This window comes from Aureibaculum algae (assembly GCF_006065315.1).
Taxonomy (GTDB): Bacteria; Bacteroidota; Bacteroidia; order Flavobacteriales; family Flavobacteriaceae; genus Aureibaculum; species Aureibaculum algae.
On sequence record NZ_CP040749.1, the window covers coordinates 3,966,393 to 3,984,762 of the forward strand.

Below are 18,370 nucleotides of genomic sequence, written 5' to 3' on the forward strand. Positions count from 1 at the left end.
TTTAAATTCGTAAGGATATTTAATGTAACTAAAAGCCTCTTATAATGGAAACACTAGAAAGTATTAAAACTCGAGTTTACAAATTTGGAAATAAATCTGCCGATGGAGACAGTACAATGAAAAACTTATTGGGCGGAAAAGGTGCTAATTTAGCTGAAATGAGCAAAATAGGAATTCCTGTTCCTCCTGGTTTCACCATAACTACAGATGTGTGTACAGAATATAATCTATTAGGAAAAGAAGCCGTTGTTAATCTACTTACAAACGAAGTTGAAGCTTCTATAGATACCATCGAAAAGAGTATGGGTGCTACATTTGGCGATAAAGAAAATCCTTTATTAGTTTCTGTTCGTTCTGGAGCACGCGTTTCTATGCCAGGTATGATGGATACCGTTTTAAACCTAGGACTGAATGATGAAGTGGTTATTGGACTTGCCAATAAAACGAAAAATGAGCGTTTTGCATGGGATTCTTACCGTCGTTTTATTCAAATGTATGGCGGTGTAGTTTTAGGCATGAAACCAGAATATAAAGAAGATATTGATCCTTTTGAAGAAATAATAGAAGCTCTTAAACATAAACGTGATATTGAATTAGACACTGATTTTACGATACAAGATTTAAAAGATTTAGTGTATGATTTTAAAGAAGCCGTAAAAAAACGTACCGGTCACGATTTCCCTACCAATCCATGGGATCAACTTTGGGGTGCAATAATTGCTGTTTTTAATAGTTGGAACGGAGACCGTGCTGTCTATTATAGAAATATGCATGGCTACCCTGCAGATTGGGGTACCGCTGTAAATGTACAGGCCATGGTCTATGGTAATATGGGAAATAACTCAGGTACTGGAGTTTGCTTTACACGTGATGCTGGTACTGGCGAGAATGTATTTAACGGAGAATATTTAATCAATGCTCAAGGTGAAGATGTAGTTGCAGGCGTGAGAACACCTCAGCAAATTACAAAATTGGGTTCTGAACGCTGGGCTGTATTAGCTAAAGTTGAAGAAGATGAACGAGCTGAGAACTATCCTTCCTTAGAGGAATTAATGCCAACTATTTATAAGGAGTTAAATGGTTATCAAGAAACACTAGAAAAACATTATCGTGATATGCAAGATATGGAGTTTACCATGCAAGATGGTAAACTTTGGATTCTTCAAACTCGAAATGGAAAACGTACAGGCTTTGCAATGGTAAAAATTGCAATGGACTTGCTTAAAGAAGGATTAATTAATGAAAAAGAAGCTTTACTGCGTATTGAACCTAATAAATTAGACGAATTACTACATCCTATATTTGACCCCAAAGCATTGAAAAATGCAAATGTAATTGCACAAGGACTACCCGCTTCTCCTGGAGCAGCAACAGGTAAAATTGTATTCTTTGCAGATGAAGCCAACAAATATAAAAATAGCATTTTAGTACGTATTGAAACTTCACCAGAAGATTTAGAAGGTATGAACATTGCTAAAGGAATTCTTACCGCTCGTGGCGGGATGACTTCACATGCGGCAGTTGTTGCTCGTGGTATGGGTAAATGTTGTGTTTCTGGTGCTGGAGCCTTAAAAATTAACTATAAAAACAAAACATTAACTGTAGACGGTCATGAATACCATGATGGAGACTGGATTTCACTAAACGGTTCTACGGGTAATATTATTGAAGGAAAAGTAGCCACTACTGAACCTGAATTGAGTGGTGAATTTGCAAAAATTATGGAATTGACAGATAAATATGCTACCATGCAAGTGCGTACCAACGCTGACTCACCGAATGATGCAAAAATAGCCCGGAATTTTGGTGCTCAAGGTATAGGCTTAACAAGAACCGAACATATGTTCTTTGAAGTTGACCGAATTAAAGCCATGCGTGAAATGATTTTGTCAGATACTGTTAAGGGCAGAAAAGAAGCTCTTAAGGATTTGCTACCTATGCAACGGGACGATTTTGAGGGTATTTTTGAAGCAATGGAAGGTTTGCCTGTAACAGTTCGATTGCTTGACCCACCTTTACACGAATTTGTTCCTCACCAATTGGCAACACAAAAAGACTTAGCCGATGACATGCACATTTCATTAGAGGCTGTTAAAAGTAAAGTAGCTGAACTAGAAGAATTTAACCCAATGCTGGGGCATAGAGGATGTCGTTTAGGAATTACCTATCCAGAAATTACTGAAATGCAGGCTAGAGCGATTATTGAAGCTGCCTTAAATTTAAAAGAAAAAGGCATTGAAGCTAAGCCAGAAATTATGGTGCCACTCATTGGTACTTTGGCAGAATTTGAGAATCAAGAAAAAATTATTAGAGATACTGCACAACAAATCTTTGAAGAAAGAAATGATAGCATTGAATTTTTAGTGGGAACTATGATTGAGATTCCACGTGCTGCTTTATTGGCTGATAAAATTGCTCAACGTGCCGATTTCTTTTCGTTTGGAACAAATGATTTAACGCAAATGACATTTGGTTATTCTCGTGACGATGCTGGAAAATTTTTACCTATTTATTTAGAAAAAGGTATTTTAAAAGTAGATCCTTTTGAGGTGCTAGATCAAGAAGGTGTAGGACAATTAGTAAAAATAGGTACAGAAAGAGGGCGAAGTATTAAACCCGATTTAAAAGTTGGTATTTGTGGTGAACATGGCGGTGAACCGAGTTCTGTGGAATTCTGCTACCAAACAAGGATGAACTATGTAAGTTGTTCTCCTTACCGTGTGCCTATTGCACGGTTGGCATCTGCCCAAGCTGCTATAAAAGAAAGTTTATAGTTTGAAATAAGGTTTTTGTTAAAATCCCGAATCGAGAATTTCTTGGTTTGGGATTTTTACCCTTTAGACGTATTGAATAGACTGTCTTGCCAAATTAAGTCAATAATGGGTATTGTAAAAATGCTATTCGTATTATGGTCTCGTCCTGAAATATAATTCACTATTAAAACTATATTTATGCTATATTTTAATTAACCATAATAAGGTTTTTAAAGTCTGATAATGAAATTACCTAGAGACTCACTGACCTACAAAATTATAGAAATAGCTTAGCTGTAAAAGTAAAGGCACTTATCCGCTCCTTAGACTGTTCTACTTAATCGGAATACATCTTATCAATAAGTTCTTTGTATTTTTTCTGTATTACTTTTCGCTTTAATTTTAAGGTTGCCGTAATCTCACCTGCTTCTATACTAAAGCTTTTAGGGAGTAAGGTGAATTTTTTAATTTTTTCAAATTTAGAAAATTCCTTTTGAAGCTCTTCAAATCGTTTCTCAAAAAGGGCAATGATCTGATTATTCGTAATTAATTCTTCAACATCTTTAAAGGTAATTTTGTGTTCTAAAGCGTATTTCTTTAAATTCTCAAAACTTGGAACGGCAAGTGCTGTAACATATTTTTGCTGATCTCCTATTACTGCAATTTGCTCAATAAACGAATCGGTAATTAAAGCAGTTTCTAATTTTTGTGGTGCAATATATTTTCCACCAGACGTTTTCATTAAATCTTTAATTCTATCGGTAATTATTAGGTTACCTTTTTCGTCTATTTTACCTGCATCACCAGTTTTAAACCAACCATTATCAAAAACTTCTGCGGTAGCTTCTGGTTTTTTGTAATAGCCTTTCATTACTCCTGGACCTTTTACTAAAACCTCATTATTATGACCAATTTTAATTTGAGATCCTTCTATAGGTTTTCCAGCAGAATTAAATTCAAAATTAGTATCCCCAAAAAGCGTAACTGTTGCTGTGGTTTCGGTTAATCCGTATCCACATTTAATATTCAGACCAAACGAATGAAAAAAGGAAACCATATCTGCCGCCAAAGGAGCACCTCCACAAGGCATAAACCTTATACGACTACCAAATACTTCACGCAATTTACTTAGCACTAATTTATTTGCTATTTTATATTTCAACTTTAAAAGTAGTGGTACTTTTTTAGCAATTCGTTTATGCTTGTTATAATAATTATTACCAACACCTAATGCCCAACTTGCCAATTTCATTTTAGTAGGTGAAGCTTCTTTTCTTTTATCTTGAATTGCAGCAAATATTTTCTCAAATATTCGAGGTACTGTACACATTAAGGTTGGTTCTACTTCTTTTAAAACCTCTACAATTTTTTTAGGATCTTGATTAAAATAAACTTCAATTCCTCTATGTAAACAAAAGAATACCCAGCTGCGTTCATATATATGACTTAAGGGTAGAAAACTTAATGAGATATCTCTTTCTGAAACGTTCAATTCATAATCATGTGCATATAACGAAGCTCCAAAATTAGTATAATCTAACATTACTCCTTTGGGCTCTCCTGTTGTTCCAGAAGTATAAATGATACTTGCCAAATCTTTTAAATCGCACTCGTAATACCTTTTTTGAAGTTCCGTCTCAATTTGTTCTGAAGGCTCAAATGCTATAAAATCTTCTAAATAAATAGAATTATTTGATTGATGAAGTTTAATTGTTTTTGTTAACGCTACAATTAATTTTAAATACTTGGAAGTTTCTAGAAGTTCATAAGCTTTATCATATTCATTTTGATCGCCAACAAAAAGTAGACTCACCTCCGCATCATTGACAACATATTCTACCTCTTTTTTAGAATTTGTAGCATAAATGGGTATCGTTACAGCTCTAACACGCATAATTGCAACATCGGCAATTATCCAATTTGGCATATTTTCGGCAAAAATAGCAATATTCTGTTGTACCGATATTCCATAATTTAAAAGGGCTTTTGAAAGCTCTTCTATTCGATATTCAAAATCTAACCAAGAAACACCCTTCCATTTTCCAAGCTCATTATCCTTATAATAAATGGCGTTTTTATTTTCAAAACGTTGGCTATTTTCTTTTATCTCTTCTACTAAGTGTTTATATTTCATAAACTGTTATTGGTTCCAAATTAAAATAGGACGTTGCCTAAATTAAAGCTTACAAAGTTACGAATAATTGTACGCTGTTTACCTAAATTGAACGTTTCATATTTTTAAAACTATCGATTTTATTACGCTTAAAAATCATTGTTTTCTTCCGCTATTAAATGAATGATTTGATTCTATATACATCCCATTTTCAAGAAGATAGCTTGAGTATAAATTAGTCACAATTATTTACACAACCTATCTTATCATTTGTATGCTAAAAAAGAATAGTATTACTAAGCAATAAACAAATAAATACGTTCTTAAAACCACACCAAAGAACGGGTCTGATTCCTTATAAAGTGATGTAGGTAATTTATTTTTTTGAAAGATTTATAATTTCAGTTGGTGTTGGAACATCTCCCTTCATAATTTTTTTACTTTTCCCCATACTTAATCCCCATCTAAAAATCCACGAATATCCATATTTAGTAAATGAACTAACTTTAGTTGCATACTCAGGTGTTTTTAGAGCTTCTTCTTGTGAAACAAAGGTATACTTGTGTTTTTTCAACATTTCAATAAGACACCCTATGTAATTTGCATTGAGTAAACTTGCATGTATTAACAACGTTTGAGTAATTTCTCTATCAAAAATCTCTATAGATTTTGATTCAAAAAAGAGTACTTTTTGTTCCATATAATTTACATACTTCTCACCAATTTCTTTCATGAGAATTTCATCTTTGTCAACAAAAGCGTTATGGTAAGATTTTGCAAAGAGGTAATCATCATTATCAATGGTAACAGGAGACGCTGTATAATTATTAGTAACCAAAAATGTATGAAGCTTCTTACTTACAATAGAATCGGAACCTGCATGCAAATAAGGATGGCGAAAATACTGTAGCGTTTTTCCATAAGTATGCATCAATGGTTTCATTACCTCTTGACCTTTTAATATATCTTCAAAAAAAGTCGAATCAGAAACCTTATTATAATCTAAATGAGAAAAAGTATGATTCCCTAAATCAAGTCCATTTTGTAGCCATAGTTCTAAAAGATGAACCTTTTTAGCATCTAACTTTCCTTTTTTATAAAGTTTAGATTCATTTACATAACCTATTGCAGGGATGTTATTTTCTTTGAACGTATTAACGAGCTTGTTGGTAATTAATAAATCAACTTTATTCGTTTTGAGACTATAGGCTACCGTAGGGAGATCATCAACAGTGATACATATTTTTTTATTCTGGCAAACGACTATAGAAGAATAGAAAAAAACACATAGTAAAAGATATCTAATCATTATTTAAAATTTTCAATTTAAATCTACAACCTCAGCATAGTACACACTGATAATTGACAAATCTTATCATTTGTTTTAAAGACTGAAAGATAGTGTATTTACTATAAAAAATTCAAGACTTATTTACAACTAGAATTGCGATAATACTTTAGTTAAAAAATGAATAAATTTTATTTGATTTTTTACAACAGTTTTTTTGCTAGTAACTGAGATATTCTCTGTTTTAAATTTTTTAAAGTTTAGTTTTATCTTTTTAATTGTATCCGATCATTATATTCCCTTTTTAATAAATTCAATGGCTTTCGATTTTTCCATATATCAGTTATTCATAGTTTAGTTTAGATGTTTTTATCCCCACAACTAACAGAAATACTATTCAATCAAAGTTCCGTTTAGATAACAGTAGGTAGTCATATTTGTGGCATTTTTTAGGCCTTCCCCTGCAAAGCACAATGATAAAGATTTATTATAGAAGCTTTCTAATCTCTCTTTTGGCTCGTCTGATTCAATTAAAATATAAGAATGAGCTGTATCTGCATAACTAACCATTTCAGCAGTATGTATAGCTTCTTGTCTATAATCTATCTGATTCTCAATTCGGTAATCTGTGAACTCTAAATCCATCATAGCACTAACTAATGTTGTCTGTGAAGTTAAGCAGAGAGCTGTTCCTACTGTAAAATATTCTAAAGACGTGGGTGCTAGAGGATGATCATTAGCTCTCATAAATTCATCTGAGTATATTTCCCAAGTTTCAGGTGTTGGCGTAGAAACCGTAATTTTTTTCAAATAAGGTCTTTTACTATTTTCTGCAGACTCCGATATAGCAAATATTTCAAACTCCATGTTTGCCATGTTTTTAAAACCTAAAATACCTGCCTCTTCATCTTTAACAACAGGTTTTAAATACCTCGGTTTTTTGGGTTCATTAGTAATAGAACTTAATCTTAGATTATCAACAAAAGATTCTTCAGAAAGAGTTGTACCTGGAGTAGCTCTATAGTTTACCCAGTTTTCACCATTTACAACTAGTGTTGGCTCAATCTCTGTTTCATTTCTCAAGGCCTCTCCTGCAGTCCATGACTTAAGGGCCATCTCTTTTATTTCTTGAATAACTTCTTCTGACGCACTACTTTCTATAATTATATTGGTATTCGTTTCATCTAAAAATCCAGCACCATCAGGAGACATCATTTCATGCCAACGAAATTTATTTAATACTTCTACTTTTACATTTTCTAATACCACACCTTTTACTTGAGCAGCTTTAAGAATTTGTGTGTGTAAATTTGATGCCACACCAACTGTATAATAACTAAGTGGTGATGGTCCAAAAGGGTATGAACCTTCTGCTGCACCTTCATCAGCAATTACATGCCACCCAGTATAATCATCAAAACCCGTAGATTGAACCATACCTTTTTTTAGCATCTTTGAATTTTCATTTTTCACCATTTCTGTGATTGCGACAATATTACAATTGTTGTTTCCTTCAATTGTGTCAGCTACAACACGTTCAAAAGAAGTTGGAGCTAAGGTTTCATCATTACGATCAATCACTTGATACTCTTGATAGTTGTCATAACGCTCACCCTTCATCATCATAAATAAAATAATGTTCCTTTCTTCGCTTGCCATAGAAAACCAAATTACACCGCATACAAGTACTACGGCAACAAAAAAGGATGTAATGCCTAGGATAATCTTAGATTTATTTTTCATAATTGTTTCTATTTTTAAAGTTTAGTAAAATTGAAACAATAGAACTTTAAAAACATTGACAAATGATAAAAAATCACTTTTTCCCTTTAACTCTACTCAAACTCTCTTGAGTAATACCAAGAAAACTAGATAGATTTTTATTGGATAAGCGTTGAACATGCTGCTTATTGTTTTTAAGCATATATTCATATCGCTGTTTTGCATCTAATCTTAACAACGTTTCAATACGCCAATGGTTATAGAGATAGGTTTTTTCAAGCAATTTTATGTATACATCTTTAAAAAGGGTAGTTCTATTCAATGCATATCTAAAATCAGTATATGAAATCGCCAACAATTCAGAAGGTTCAATTGCACAGACATATTCGCTGGAAGGAGTTTGCTCAATAAAGCTTTTTAAATTTGATATAAATTCATTTTCGAAGGCTATATATCGTGTTGTTTCATGTCCTAAAGAATCGATAAAACAAGTTTTTACACACCCTTTTACCACAAAAAAGAAATAATGGCAAACCTTATCACTTTCAACCAAAACTTCATCTTTATTTACCTTTATATGCTTGAAATATTTAACGACTTCAGAAATTTCATCTTCTGAGGTTGCAAATCTATCTTTTAAAAATTGTGTTAAACTTGCTGTCATAGTAGTATATACTAGGGTGCTTATAGACATATTATTAACGTTGCGTATAAAAGCTGTGTGGACTAAAACGTTACTAATAGACCAAAGTTAATGAATTAGATGTGATTTTAATAATGTTGTAGCTTCGTTATTTTACATGTCCAATTCCAAATCCCATATCTTCAATTTTATACAGATGATTGTGGTCGTGCATTAACAAATGTCTTAGCATTATATATGGTGTATACGTTTTATATTCTGGATGAATGGCTAACTTATTCCAGTCGTTCGAGTTAAATGCTTTCGTTAATTCGATTGTTCTTTGTCGAATTTCGAAAAAGTCATTTATAGTCTTTTTCAAATCTAATTTTAAAAAAAAATCTTTATCAAAACTATCTCCAGATAATGGTTCAAAAATCGGTTTTTCTTCTTGTCTAAAAACTTTGAGTCTTTTTTGAAATCCATAAATATCGCCAACTGCTATATGAGTTGCATGCTCGTGAATTGACCATTTACCTTTGATAATTTTCTCTTTATAAAGTTCAGAATCAATTTCAGAAATCAATTCCTTTAATAGTCTAGGTGTTTCACTTAACGCATTTAATATTGTTTCAATTTCTCTATTCATTTTTCTAATAAGCTACATCGGTTAGTATAAGAAAAGTAAGGTATTAAAATGGACTTACTTTCAATTTAGCACTTAGCCAAATTTACCATTTTATCGTTATATTTCTTTTAGCCGTCAAATTGAAAATCTGGAGGACTTTGTTAATATAAACTAACTCTGGGTCTAACTCGTAACCCTTATTATTTTCATACATTGTTGTAAGGCGTTTTTATATCATCACATATTTCACTTATACAACCAATTTCAGTATATAATTTATGTTCTTTGTTCTTGAATATCTTCGGGTTAAGTTCTATTCTATCGAACCATTCAGATGTTGGTTTATAATTGTCTTTATCTCCAAAATACAGGCTTAAATTACATTTGGGTTTTTCTTTTTCATATCTAAGTCTGGTTGAAGATATAGAGTAAAGAGTGTTGATTTTTAATCCATTCAATTGTGCTTTCCAAGCAATTATTCCTCCAATACTAAAAGCCAAAACATCAATTCTTTTTTTCTCTAATTCTAAAAGTCTTTTCGTGGCAACTTCAATTCCTCCGTTTATAAATTGGTTGTGCAAATTATTTTCTTGATATTCTAATTTATCAACTTGTCCTAAGTCGCAACAATCATAATACTGAATTTCAAAAATAGAATCTAAAATCTCGGTATAATCATTTATCCATGCTGATTTTTCAATTCCCCATAAATCGGATAATATTATTAATCTAGGTTTCATTTATCAGTTTTTCTGTAATGACTTACAACATTTGTATTACCACAATTGCAGGGCTGTTTTTTAGTACTATAAATGTAATTATATATTTTCACAATAGGACTACAAGCTCCGTTATTATTGACATTCTCTTTTGATCTCAATGAGGTTAAACATTTTGTAACCGTAAACAAAAGAAAAACCCGAACCGAGCTAAGCTCAATTCGGGTTTCTCAACAAAAAAACAGAAAAATTGCTATTCTGCCATTGGCGGATATTTCGCCATAATTTCTGTTACAAATTCTTTTATACGTGCTTCTTTTTTAGAAATATCGTTAGAAGATGCTAATGCACCTGTACCCATTCCTTGCCAAGCCAATTCCTTTTTATTGGCATCAATTAAGTCTATAAACAAGGTGCCTTCTGTAGATCGGGTTACATTATTATATGCTCCCATTCCGAATCCGTAAGGACCAAAACCACCATAATACCAAGGATACCAACCGTTGTAATTGTTGTTATACACATCAATTTTTTCTCTAGACTTGGTGAAAATATTTACCAATAAGTCTGGGTTTTCAGATTTTGTAAATCCTTTAGCTAGTAAATCGGCTTCAACCGCTCGCAATATTCTTCGTTTGTCTAAATCAGATATATCCACTTTATCAATTCCTTTTTTATAAAAAGCAAACGTTTTATATTGACTAAAATCAACTTCTCTATCATAATCTGAAGAGACTCTAACTGTTGCACAAGAGGATACTAAAAAAAGTACCACAACCACTGAAAGTAATTTTACGTATTTCATAAGTTTATTTTTTATTAATAACGGTTTAACCTAATAATTTATCATCCACTATATTAGGAAGCGTAACTTTTAAATTGGGTTCTACTTCCATTGCTCGCTTTATCGCAAATATAGCTTCTTTATTTCTCGCCCAACTTCGTCTTGCAATACCGTTATTTACATCCCAAAATAGCATGGCTTGCAAACGTTGTTCAGCTTCTTTACTACCATCAATAACCATGCCGAAACCACCATTAACAACCTCTCCCCATCCTACGCCACCACCGTTATGTATAGACACCCAAGTGGCCCCTCTAAAGCTATCTCCAATTACATTTTGTATGGCCATATCTGCAGTAAACTTTGATCCGTCGTATATATTTGAGGTCTCTCTAAATGGAGAGTCTGTACCAGAAACATCATGATGATCTCTTCCTAAAACAACGGGACCAATTTCACCAGCAGCAATTGCATGGTTAAAGGCCTTGGCTATTTTGATACGACCTTCAGCATCTGCATATAAGATTCTTGCTTGCGAACCTACCACCAATTTATTTTCTTGTGCTCCTTTTATCCATTTCACATTATCAGCCATTTGCTGTTGTATTTCAGCAGGCGAATGCTGCATCATTTCTTCCAACACAGCACAAGCAATAGCGTCTGTTTTTTCTAAATCTTCAGACTTGCCAGATACACAAACCCATCGAAAAGGACCAAAACCGTAATCGAAACACATAGGTCCCATAATATCTTGTACGTAACTCTTGTATTTAAAATCAATTCCGTTTGTTGCCATTACATCAGCTCCAGCTCGTGATGCTTCTAACAGAAATGCATTACCATAATCGAAAAAATAAGTACCTTTTGCTGTATGCTTATTTATAGCATCGGCTTGACGTCGTAAACTTTCTTGTACTTTTTCTTTAAAAGTAGCGGGGTCTTTCACCATTAATTCAACAGCCTCTTCAAATGATAATCCCACAGGATAATAACCTCCTGCCCAAGGATTATGTAATGAGGTTTGGTCAGAACCTAAATCGATATATAGATTTTGTTCATCAAACTTTTCCCAAACGGCAACCACATTTCCATGATAGGCAATAGAGATGACTTCTTTATTTGCTTTCGCTTTACGAACACGCTGCACCAACACATCTAAATTATCAATAACCTCATCTACCCAACCTTGTGAATGCCGTGTCTGAACCGCCTTTAAATTAACCTCTGCACATACCGTAATACAGCCTGCAATATTCCCCGCTTTGGGTTGAGCACCACTCATACCGCCAAGCCCAGAAGTCACAAACAATTTTCCGGCTAACCCTTCACCTTGTTTGGCAATTTTTCGCCCTGCATTTAAAACCGTAATCGTAGTACCATGTACAATTCCTTGAGGACCGATATACATAAAACTACCTGCTGTCATTTGCCCATATTGGGTTACACCTAAGGCATTAAATTTTTCCCAATCATCTGGTTTGGAATAATTAGGAATCATCATACCGTTAGTAACCACAACTCTTGGTGCATTTTTATGCGAAGGAAACAATCCCATCGGATGACCTGAATACATCGTTAAGGTTTGCTCATCAGTCATTTCAGCCAAATACTGCATGGTAAGTAAATATTGACCCCAATTTTGAAACACCGCTCCATTACCTCCATAGGTGATCAATTCATGTGGATGTTGTGCCACGGCATTGTCCAAATTATTTTGAATCATATGCATTATGGCTTTGGCTTGTAATGATTTTCCAGGATAGGCTTCTATCGGTCTGGCATACATTTTATACTCGGGCTTAAACCGATACATATAAATTCTACCATAAGTTTCTAATTCTTCTTTAAATTCAGGTAGTAATGTGGCATGAAATTTAGAATCAAAATAACGAAGTGCATTTTTAAGAGCTAACTTTTTTTCATTATCTGATAAAATGGCTTTTCGTTTAGGAGCATGGTTAATTTCCGAATCATACGTTTTAAGATTGGGAAGTTGGTTTGGAATACCTTTTAAAATTTGTTGATGAAATTCGTTCATTGGTATTTATTTATTATAAACCGTTTATTATTCTCTAATTATCAAAAGAATCTGTTTTTTTATCATAACCATACGGACAATGTCTACATCCGCTTTTACAGCAATATCCACGTTTTAAATGGTATTTCTCTGTAAACACTTTGTATCCTTTATCCGTGAGATAATAATCCTCAGGTTCTAATTTTGGTAAATTATTAAACATGCAATTTTATTTATCAGGTAAATTTACCATAAATATCATTAAATAAATTCACTAATTTCGCCATGTTATGGATTTTAACGTAAACAGCAGAAACCAATCGGTGCATTTTCCTTTACTTGAGGATATTGAACTTGTTATTAAACGAGAAGATGAAATCCATCCTGACATTTCAGGTAATAAATACAGAAAATTGAAGTATAATTTAATTGCTGCCAGAGAGCAAGGCTTTGACACCTTAGTCACTTTTGGTGGTGCCTATTCTAACCATATTGCAGCAACTGCTGCTGTAGGATTAAAATTCGGGTTTAAGACTATCGGTATTATTAGAGGTGAAGAAATAGTTGATAAAATTGAAGGAAATGCAACCTTGGCTTTTGCTCAAAAATGCGGAATGCAGTTTAAGTTTATCACTAGAAGTTTATATCGTGAAAAGGAAAATGATACCTTTTTAAGTACTTTAAAAGATGAATTGGGCAACTACTATTTAATACCTGAAGGAGGCACAAATAGCTTAGCCATAAAAGGATGTGAAGAAATTTTAACAAAAGAAGACAAAAGCTTTGATTATATTTGCACATCTGTTGGAACAGGTGGCACTATTTCTGGTATTATAAATAGTACAGAACCCCATCAGAAAGTGATAGGGTTTTCATCACTTAAAGGTGACTTTTTAAAAGATGAAATTGCCAAATGGACAACGAAGAACAATTGGGAATTAAATACCGACTTTCATTTTGGCGGTTACGCTAAAATAAATAATGAGCTTATTTCGTTTATAAATAATTTTAAGCTTGTAACTGACGTTCCCTTAGACCCTATTTACACTGGAAAAATGCTTTACGGCATTGTAGATATGGCTAAAAATAAAGTATTTAAAAAAGGAAGTAAAATACTTGCAATTCATACTGGCGGTTTACAAGGAATAGCAGGAATGAATAACATATTAAAACAAAAGAATTATTTGCAATTAATTTAAAATGAAGTATCTAAATATAGTTTTAAGTATTATTATTTTAAGTGTTTTTGCCAGTTGTGGCTCACACAAAAGAACAACTTCACAAAAAATAATAGATCAACGACAACCAAATAAAGTCGTAAAAAAGACGGTAACACCTGTAAAACTTCAAAAAATAGATGAAGCTGATGTAATTCATGCTGATCTAATGAGACGTAAGCCTAATTTGAATGAAAACACATTGGCGTATATTGATGAATATAATGATATTGCCATCTTAGAAATGATAGCGTATAAAATACCTGCTAGTATTACATTGGCACAAGGTATATTAGAATCTAACAGCGGTAAGAGTAGACTTTCAGTAAAAGGTAACAATCATTTTGGTATAAAGTGTCATACTTGGGATGGTAAACGCATGTATCATGATGATGACGCTCGTCAAGAATGTTTTAGAAAATACGAACATCCATTAACCTCTTTTAGAGATCATTCTTTATTTTTATTTGATAGAAAACGTTATGCTGGATTGTTTGAGCTTCGTAAAAAAGATTATAAAGGTTGGTCTAAAGGTTTGAGAAAAGCGGGTTATGCAACAGACCCTAAATATCCGGCAAAGTTAATTACACTTATAGAAACTTATGAATTAGATAAGTATGACGACTTTGATGAAAGCTTTCTGTACAATGGTAAAGTAATTAAAAAAACAAAAGATGATGTAACTTCTAAATACATCATTGTATCTAAGGGAGACACCTTGTATTCTTTAGCTAAAAATAACAACTTAACCGTTGATAAATTAAAGTGGCTAAACGGTCTTAAGAATAATGAACTGGCTGTAGGTCAGAAAATTTTTGTTGAATAATTACAATAGTTAAGTGTCTTTTTACAACAAAAAAATCGTCACAAATACTTTCGTATCAGTGACGATTTTCCAAAACTAAATCTAAATTATTAATTATTATTTGATCTTTTATTACCTCTATTACCTTTAGAGTTTTGTTTGTTCATGTTACGCTTTCCTTGTTTTTTCATTTTATCTCCTTTGCGTTTCATGGTTGTTTTCCAAGTTTCATATTGGTCTTCATTTAAAATCTTTTTCATAGATTCTTGACGAGCCAATTGAGCTTCTAATCTAACTTTTTGCTTGTCATATGAATTTCTATTTGCTGGCCTTTCTCCTTTTGCACGTAAAGCTTGCATCTCTTTTCTTTTTGCATCACGTACAATAGCTTGTTCTTTATTTAAATCATACACCTTTTTTTGCTGAGCATCTGTAAGGTCTAAATTTAATGCCATTTTTTTTGTTTGTAATTCTGCCATTTGATCAGGTGTCATATCTGATCTATTAAAGCCTCTTTTGTTGTTTTGAGCAAATGCACCTACAGTTAACAAGGCCATAAAACCTCCAACTACTAAATTTCTACGCATTGGTTTCTTATTTCCTATTAGGGATTTGTTTTTTGTTTCTAAATTTTTCATTTTTTTTATTTTAATGTTATACTGCTTTGACTGTAACTTTTAAAAATAGTTTAATTAAAAGTTTGATTTTAACAGTAGATTAACATTCCAAAAATTTAGTGGCTCTCTCAAAAAATTACTCACCTCTATATTTAAAAATCATAACAATCTGACTAATAAACTATTTACTATTCTTTTTCGTGGGTAAGTACAGCTCTTAAAATTAAATATTGAGCCGTTAAATAGGTGAGCATAATAATGATGGGGAATATATTATTTGTAGTATAAAATTTATTTATTGCCAACACAGAATCGGAAATAATAAAAAGACAAGCACCTATAAACATATATTTCGAAGCAATACTTTTTCTATGTAAGTAAAATAATAAGGAAACAATGCCCATCACAGAAATGGTAACACCATAAACCACCACAGGAACGAACAATTCATTTAAGCTATTTTTCAATAAATTGATAAGTGCAAAAAACACTATTAAAAAGGGTACCGTTGCTATGAGTATAGTTTTTAAATTAGAGCTATTAATCCAACCCAATACTATTTTAATATATATGATATGTGCTATTAAAAAGGAAATTAAACCTAACATAAAATAGAGTTCGCCTTCAAATAACAATAATACATCACCAAAAAACGAAAACACTAAAGCACCGATATACCAGCCATTAACCTGCTTCGTTGACACCAAATAGAGCATCAATAGTGTTAACATTAACAAGGGTTTAAAAACACTTCGCAGTAGTTCTATATTGAAAACAACACCTACCATATCACAAAGTGAAACTATTACAAAAAGAGCTGTAATAATAGTAACTTTAGTATTGTTTTTGGTTGTAGTCATTATATCATCGCTATATAATCATCTTCTGAAATAATAGGAATACCTAAATCTTCCGCTTTGGTACGTTTACTTGGCCCCATGTTATCACCTGCAATAATATAATTGGTCTTTTTAGAAATGGAGCTTGATACTTTACCACCATTATCTTCAATTGATTTTTTAAGTTCGTTTCTACTCATTTTTGTAAAAACACCTGACACTACAAAAATCTTTCCTTGCAATTCATCTGTCTGATTTTCCAACGCCTTGGCGGATAGTTCCATTTGCACACCATAGCTTTTTAATCTATTTACCAAGTCAATATTAAGAGGGTTGTTTGAAAAATCAATAATACTTTGAGCTATTCTGTCTCCTATTTCATCAACGGCTATTAATTCTTCAAAACTTGCGTTGAGTAAACTATCAATGTTCTTAAAATATTTAGCCAATTTTTTAGCAACTGTTTCACCCACAAATCGAATTCCTAAAGCAAATAGAACACGTTCAAATGGAATTTCTTTTGATTTTTCAATTCCTTTAATCATGTTTTCAGCAGATTTTTCAGCCATTCTTTCTAACGGAATAATTTGTTCCGTTTTTAACTCATACAAGTCTGCATAATTTGAAATTAAGTTCTCCTTAGCCAATAAGGCAACCGTTTCTCCACCCAAGCCTTCAATATCCATGGCTTTTCTACTGATAAAATGTTGAATTCTACCTGCAATTTGTGTCGGACAACCATATTCATTAGGGCAATAGTGTTTGGCGTCTCCTTCAGTTCTTACTAACTCCGTATTGCATTCCGGACAATGTGTAGCATAAACTGTAGGTTGAGAATCTGCGGGTCTTTTTGTTAAATCTACCCCAACTACTTTAGGAATAATTTCACCGCCTTTTTCTACAAACACAGTATCATTAACACGTATATCTAGTTTTTCAATTTGGTCAGCATTATGCAACGAAGCACGTTTTACGATGGTACCTGCTAACTCAACCGGTTCTAAATTAGCAACCGGTGTTATGGCTCCAGTTCTACCAACTTGATAAGAAATACTATTTAAAACGGTACTTTTTTGCTCCGCTTTAAACTTATAGGCTATTGCCCAACGTGGTGCTTTTGCCGTATACCCTAATTCATCTTGCTGATGTAACGAGTTTACTTTTATTACCACACCATCGGTTTCATAAGGCAACTTAAAACGCTGCGTATCCCATAAATTTATATAGTCCAATATTTCATCTATAGACTTCGCTACTTTTATAGTATCTGGAATTTTAAAGCCCGCTTTTTTAGCATTTTCTAAGGCTTCATAATGGGTTTTAAAGGGTAATCTTTCAGCCACCACATGATATAGCAAGCAATCTAATGGTCGTTTAGCTACCTCGGCACTATCTTGTAGCTTTAAACTACCACTGGCCGTGTTTCTTGGGTTCATATAAGGATCATCACCGGCTTCTACCCTAGCCTCATTCATTTTCGAAAAACCCTCTAGCGGTAAAATAATTTCACCTCTAATCTCAAAATCAGTTACAAAATCAGTTTTTAATTGCAACGGAATTGAGCGTATGGTTTTAATGTTTGCAGTAACATTATCTCCTTGAAATCCATCACCTCTAGTTACGGCTTTTATTAATTGTCCTTTCTCATAGGTTAAATTTATAGATGCTCCATCATATTTAAGCTCACAAGTATATTCAACCGCCTCAGTTCCTAATATTTTTTGAACGCGTTTTTCCCAATCCAATAAGTCTTCTTTAGAATAACTATTACTTAAAGAATACATTCTATTCTTATGAGCAATCGTTTCAAAATTCTTAGTAACCTCACCACCTACACGCTGCGTAGGTGAGCTGGCATCAAAAAACTCAGGATGCTTTGCCTCCAAGTCTTGCAATGTCTTGAGCTTCATATCAAAATCATAATCAGAAATGGTGGCATTATCCAACACATAATAGTTATAATTATGTTCACGTAATTCTTCTCGGAGTTGTATAAGTTGTTCTTGAATTGAAGACATTGTTCTTGTAAATTTTAAAAGTTAAAAATAAATAAATTTTAACTCTAAAAGTTAAAAAACTTCAGGTCTTTATAAGTCGTTCCCTTTTTACAAGAAAGGTTCTTCATTTTAAATTAAAAGTAACAAAAACCTTCATTAATCACTCATTATGTAACATAAGTTACTGAAAATCGAGCATTTAGCATCAATTACATGACTTTTATCACCTTTTTCCACCTTATCATTAAC

At 32.7% G+C, this 18,370-nt stretch carries 15 protein-coding genes; 3 read left to right on the forward strand and 12 right to left on the reverse strand.

Going from position 1 to position 18,370, the window contains the following annotated elements; translation table 11 throughout:
* Positions 1-44: 44 nt before the first annotated feature.
* Positions 45-2,774 carry a pyruvate, phosphate dikinase gene (gene ppdK, locus FF125_RS16820; protein WP_138950877.1) on the forward strand — a complete coding sequence of 910 codons (2,730 nt, stop codon included), beginning with the start codon at positions 45-47 and terminating at the stop codon, positions 2,772-2,774.
* Positions 2,775-3,090: 316 nt separating this feature from the next.
* On the opposite strand, the gene FF125_RS16825 is transcribed toward ppdK, so the two are convergent.
* The 9 genes from FF125_RS16825 to FF125_RS21975 form a co-directional block, all read right to left on the reverse strand.
* Positions 3,091-4,887: an AMP-dependent synthetase/ligase gene (locus FF125_RS16825; RefSeq protein ID WP_138950878.1), complete on the reverse strand. Its 1,797-nt coding sequence runs from the start codon at positions 4,885-4,887 to the stop codon at positions 3,091-3,093.
* Between the two features lie 355 nt (positions 4,888-5,242).
* Entirely contained in the window at positions 5,243-6,175 is a 933-nt protein-coding gene (locus FF125_RS16830) for a polysaccharide deacetylase family protein (RefSeq protein ID WP_138950879.1), read from the reverse strand.
* A gap of 372 nt (positions 6,176-6,547) precedes the next feature.
* Positions 6,548-7,897, reverse strand: a complete 1,350-nt coding sequence (locus tag FF125_RS16835; protein WP_138950880.1) for an OsmC family protein — start codon at positions 7,895-7,897, stop codon at positions 6,548-6,550.
* Positions 7,898-7,970: 73 nt separating this feature from the next.
* Entirely contained in the window at positions 7,971-8,540 is a 570-nt protein-coding gene (locus FF125_RS16840) for a Crp/Fnr family transcriptional regulator (RefSeq protein ID WP_175418949.1), read from the reverse strand.
* 127 nt (positions 8,541-8,667) lie between these two features.
* A complete protein-coding gene (locus FF125_RS16845) occupies positions 8,668-9,147 on the reverse strand; it encodes a DinB family protein (RefSeq protein ID WP_138950882.1) in 480 nt (159 codons plus the stop codon).
* A gap of 185 nt (positions 9,148-9,332) precedes the next feature.
* The gene (locus tag FF125_RS16850; protein ID WP_138950883.1) at positions 9,333-9,866 is read right to left on the reverse strand and encodes an alpha/beta hydrolase; all 534 of its coding nucleotides are present in this window, start codon (positions 9,864-9,866) and stop codon (positions 9,333-9,335) included.
* Between the two features lie 232 nt (positions 9,867-10,098).
* A complete protein-coding gene (locus FF125_RS16855; protein ID WP_138950884.1) occupies positions 10,099-10,650 on the reverse strand; it encodes a DUF4136 domain-containing protein in 552 nt (183 codons plus the stop codon).
* A gap of 25 nt (positions 10,651-10,675) precedes the next feature.
* Positions 10,676-12,667: a urocanate hydratase gene (locus FF125_RS16860; RefSeq protein ID WP_138950885.1), complete on the reverse strand. Its 1,992-nt coding sequence runs from the start codon at positions 12,665-12,667 to the stop codon at positions 10,676-10,678.
* Positions 12,668-12,701: 34 nt separating this feature from the next.
* The gene (locus tag FF125_RS21975) at positions 12,702-12,869 is read right to left on the reverse strand and encodes a DUF5522 domain-containing protein (protein ID WP_157972790.1); all 168 of its coding nucleotides are present in this window, start codon (positions 12,867-12,869) and stop codon (positions 12,702-12,704) included.
* 67 nt (positions 12,870-12,936) lie between these two features.
* Here FF125_RS21975 and FF125_RS16865 point away from each other — a divergent pair, with 67 nt between their 5' ends.
* Together FF125_RS16865 and FF125_RS16870 are read left to right on the forward strand one after the other, a co-directional pair.
* Positions 12,937-13,845 (forward strand): 1-aminocyclopropane-1-carboxylate deaminase/D-cysteine desulfhydrase, encoded by a 909-nt coding sequence (locus tag FF125_RS16865; RefSeq protein WP_138950886.1) that lies wholly within the window; start codon positions 12,937-12,939, stop codon positions 13,843-13,845.
* Between the two features lies 1 nt (position 13,846).
* Positions 13,847-14,689 (forward strand): glucosaminidase domain-containing protein, encoded by an 843-nt coding sequence (locus FF125_RS16870; protein WP_138950887.1) that lies wholly within the window; start codon positions 13,847-13,849, stop codon positions 14,687-14,689.
* Positions 14,690-14,778: 89 nt separating this feature from the next.
* Here the strand turns inward: FF125_RS16870 and FF125_RS16875 are convergent, their stop codons facing one another.
* From FF125_RS16875 to ligA, 3 genes are all read right to left on the reverse strand, one after another.
* Positions 14,779-15,306 (reverse strand): hypothetical protein, encoded by a 528-nt coding sequence (locus FF125_RS16875; protein WP_138950888.1) that lies wholly within the window; start codon positions 15,304-15,306, stop codon positions 14,779-14,781.
* A 167-nt stretch (positions 15,307-15,473) separates the two neighbouring features.
* Positions 15,474-16,145: a lysoplasmalogenase gene (locus FF125_RS16880; RefSeq protein ID WP_138950889.1), complete on the reverse strand. Its 672-nt coding sequence runs from the start codon at positions 16,143-16,145 to the stop codon at positions 15,474-15,476.
* Positions 16,145-18,142 (reverse strand): NAD-dependent DNA ligase LigA, encoded by a 1,998-nt coding sequence (gene ligA, locus FF125_RS16885; RefSeq protein WP_138950890.1) that lies wholly within the window; start codon positions 18,140-18,142, stop codon positions 16,145-16,147. The genes FF125_RS16880 and ligA overlap by 1 nt, the downstream gene beginning before the upstream one ends.
* Positions 18,143-18,370: the final 228 nt, after the last annotated feature.

Excerpts from the sequence above, each read along its gene's own strand:
- ppdK (WP_138950877.1), top strand. The coding sequence starts at position 45 with ATGGAAACACTAGAAAGTATTAAAACTCGAGTTTACAAATTTGGAAAT.
- FF125_RS16825 (WP_138950878.1), bottom strand. The coding sequence starts at position 4,887 with ATGAAATATAAACACTTAGTAGAAGAGATAAAAGAAAATAGCCAACGT.
- FF125_RS16830 (WP_138950879.1), bottom strand. The coding sequence starts at position 6,175 with ATGATTAGATATCTTTTACTATGTGTTTTTTTCTATTCTTCTATAGTC.
- FF125_RS16835 (WP_138950880.1), bottom strand. The coding sequence starts at position 7,897 with ATGAAAAATAAATCTAAGATTATCCTAGGCATTACATCCTTTTTTGTT.
- FF125_RS16840 (WP_175418949.1), bottom strand. The coding sequence starts at position 8,540 with ATGACAGCAAGTTTAACACAATTTTTAAAAGATAGATTTGCAACCTCA.
- FF125_RS16845 (WP_138950882.1), bottom strand. The coding sequence starts at position 9,147 with ATGAATAGAGAAATTGAAACAATATTAAATGCGTTAAGTGAAACACCT.
- FF125_RS16850 (WP_138950883.1), bottom strand. The coding sequence starts at position 9,866 with ATGAAACCTAGATTAATAATATTATCCGATTTATGGGGAATTGAAAAA.
- FF125_RS16855 (WP_138950884.1), bottom strand. The coding sequence starts at position 10,650 with ATGAAATACGTAAAATTACTTTCAGTGGTTGTGGTACTTTTTTTAGTA.
- FF125_RS16860 (WP_138950885.1), bottom strand. The coding sequence starts at position 12,667 with ATGAACGAATTTCATCAACAAATTTTAAAAGGTATTCCAAACCAACTT.
- FF125_RS21975 (WP_157972790.1), bottom strand. The coding sequence starts at position 12,869 with ATGTTTAATAATTTACCAAAATTAGAACCTGAGGATTATTATCTCACG.
- FF125_RS16865 (WP_138950886.1), top strand. The coding sequence starts at position 12,937 with ATGGATTTTAACGTAAACAGCAGAAACCAATCGGTGCATTTTCCTTTA.
- FF125_RS16870 (WP_138950887.1), top strand. The coding sequence starts at position 13,847 with ATGAAGTATCTAAATATAGTTTTAAGTATTATTATTTTAAGTGTTTTT.
- FF125_RS16875 (WP_138950888.1), bottom strand. The coding sequence starts at position 15,306 with ATGAAAAATTTAGAAACAAAAAACAAATCCCTAATAGGAAATAAGAAA.
- FF125_RS16880 (WP_138950889.1), bottom strand. The coding sequence starts at position 16,145 with ATGACTACAACCAAAAACAATACTAAAGTTACTATTATTACAGCTCTT.
- ligA (WP_138950890.1), bottom strand. The coding sequence starts at position 18,142 with ATGTCTTCAATTCAAGAACAACTTATACAACTCCGAGAAGAATTACGT.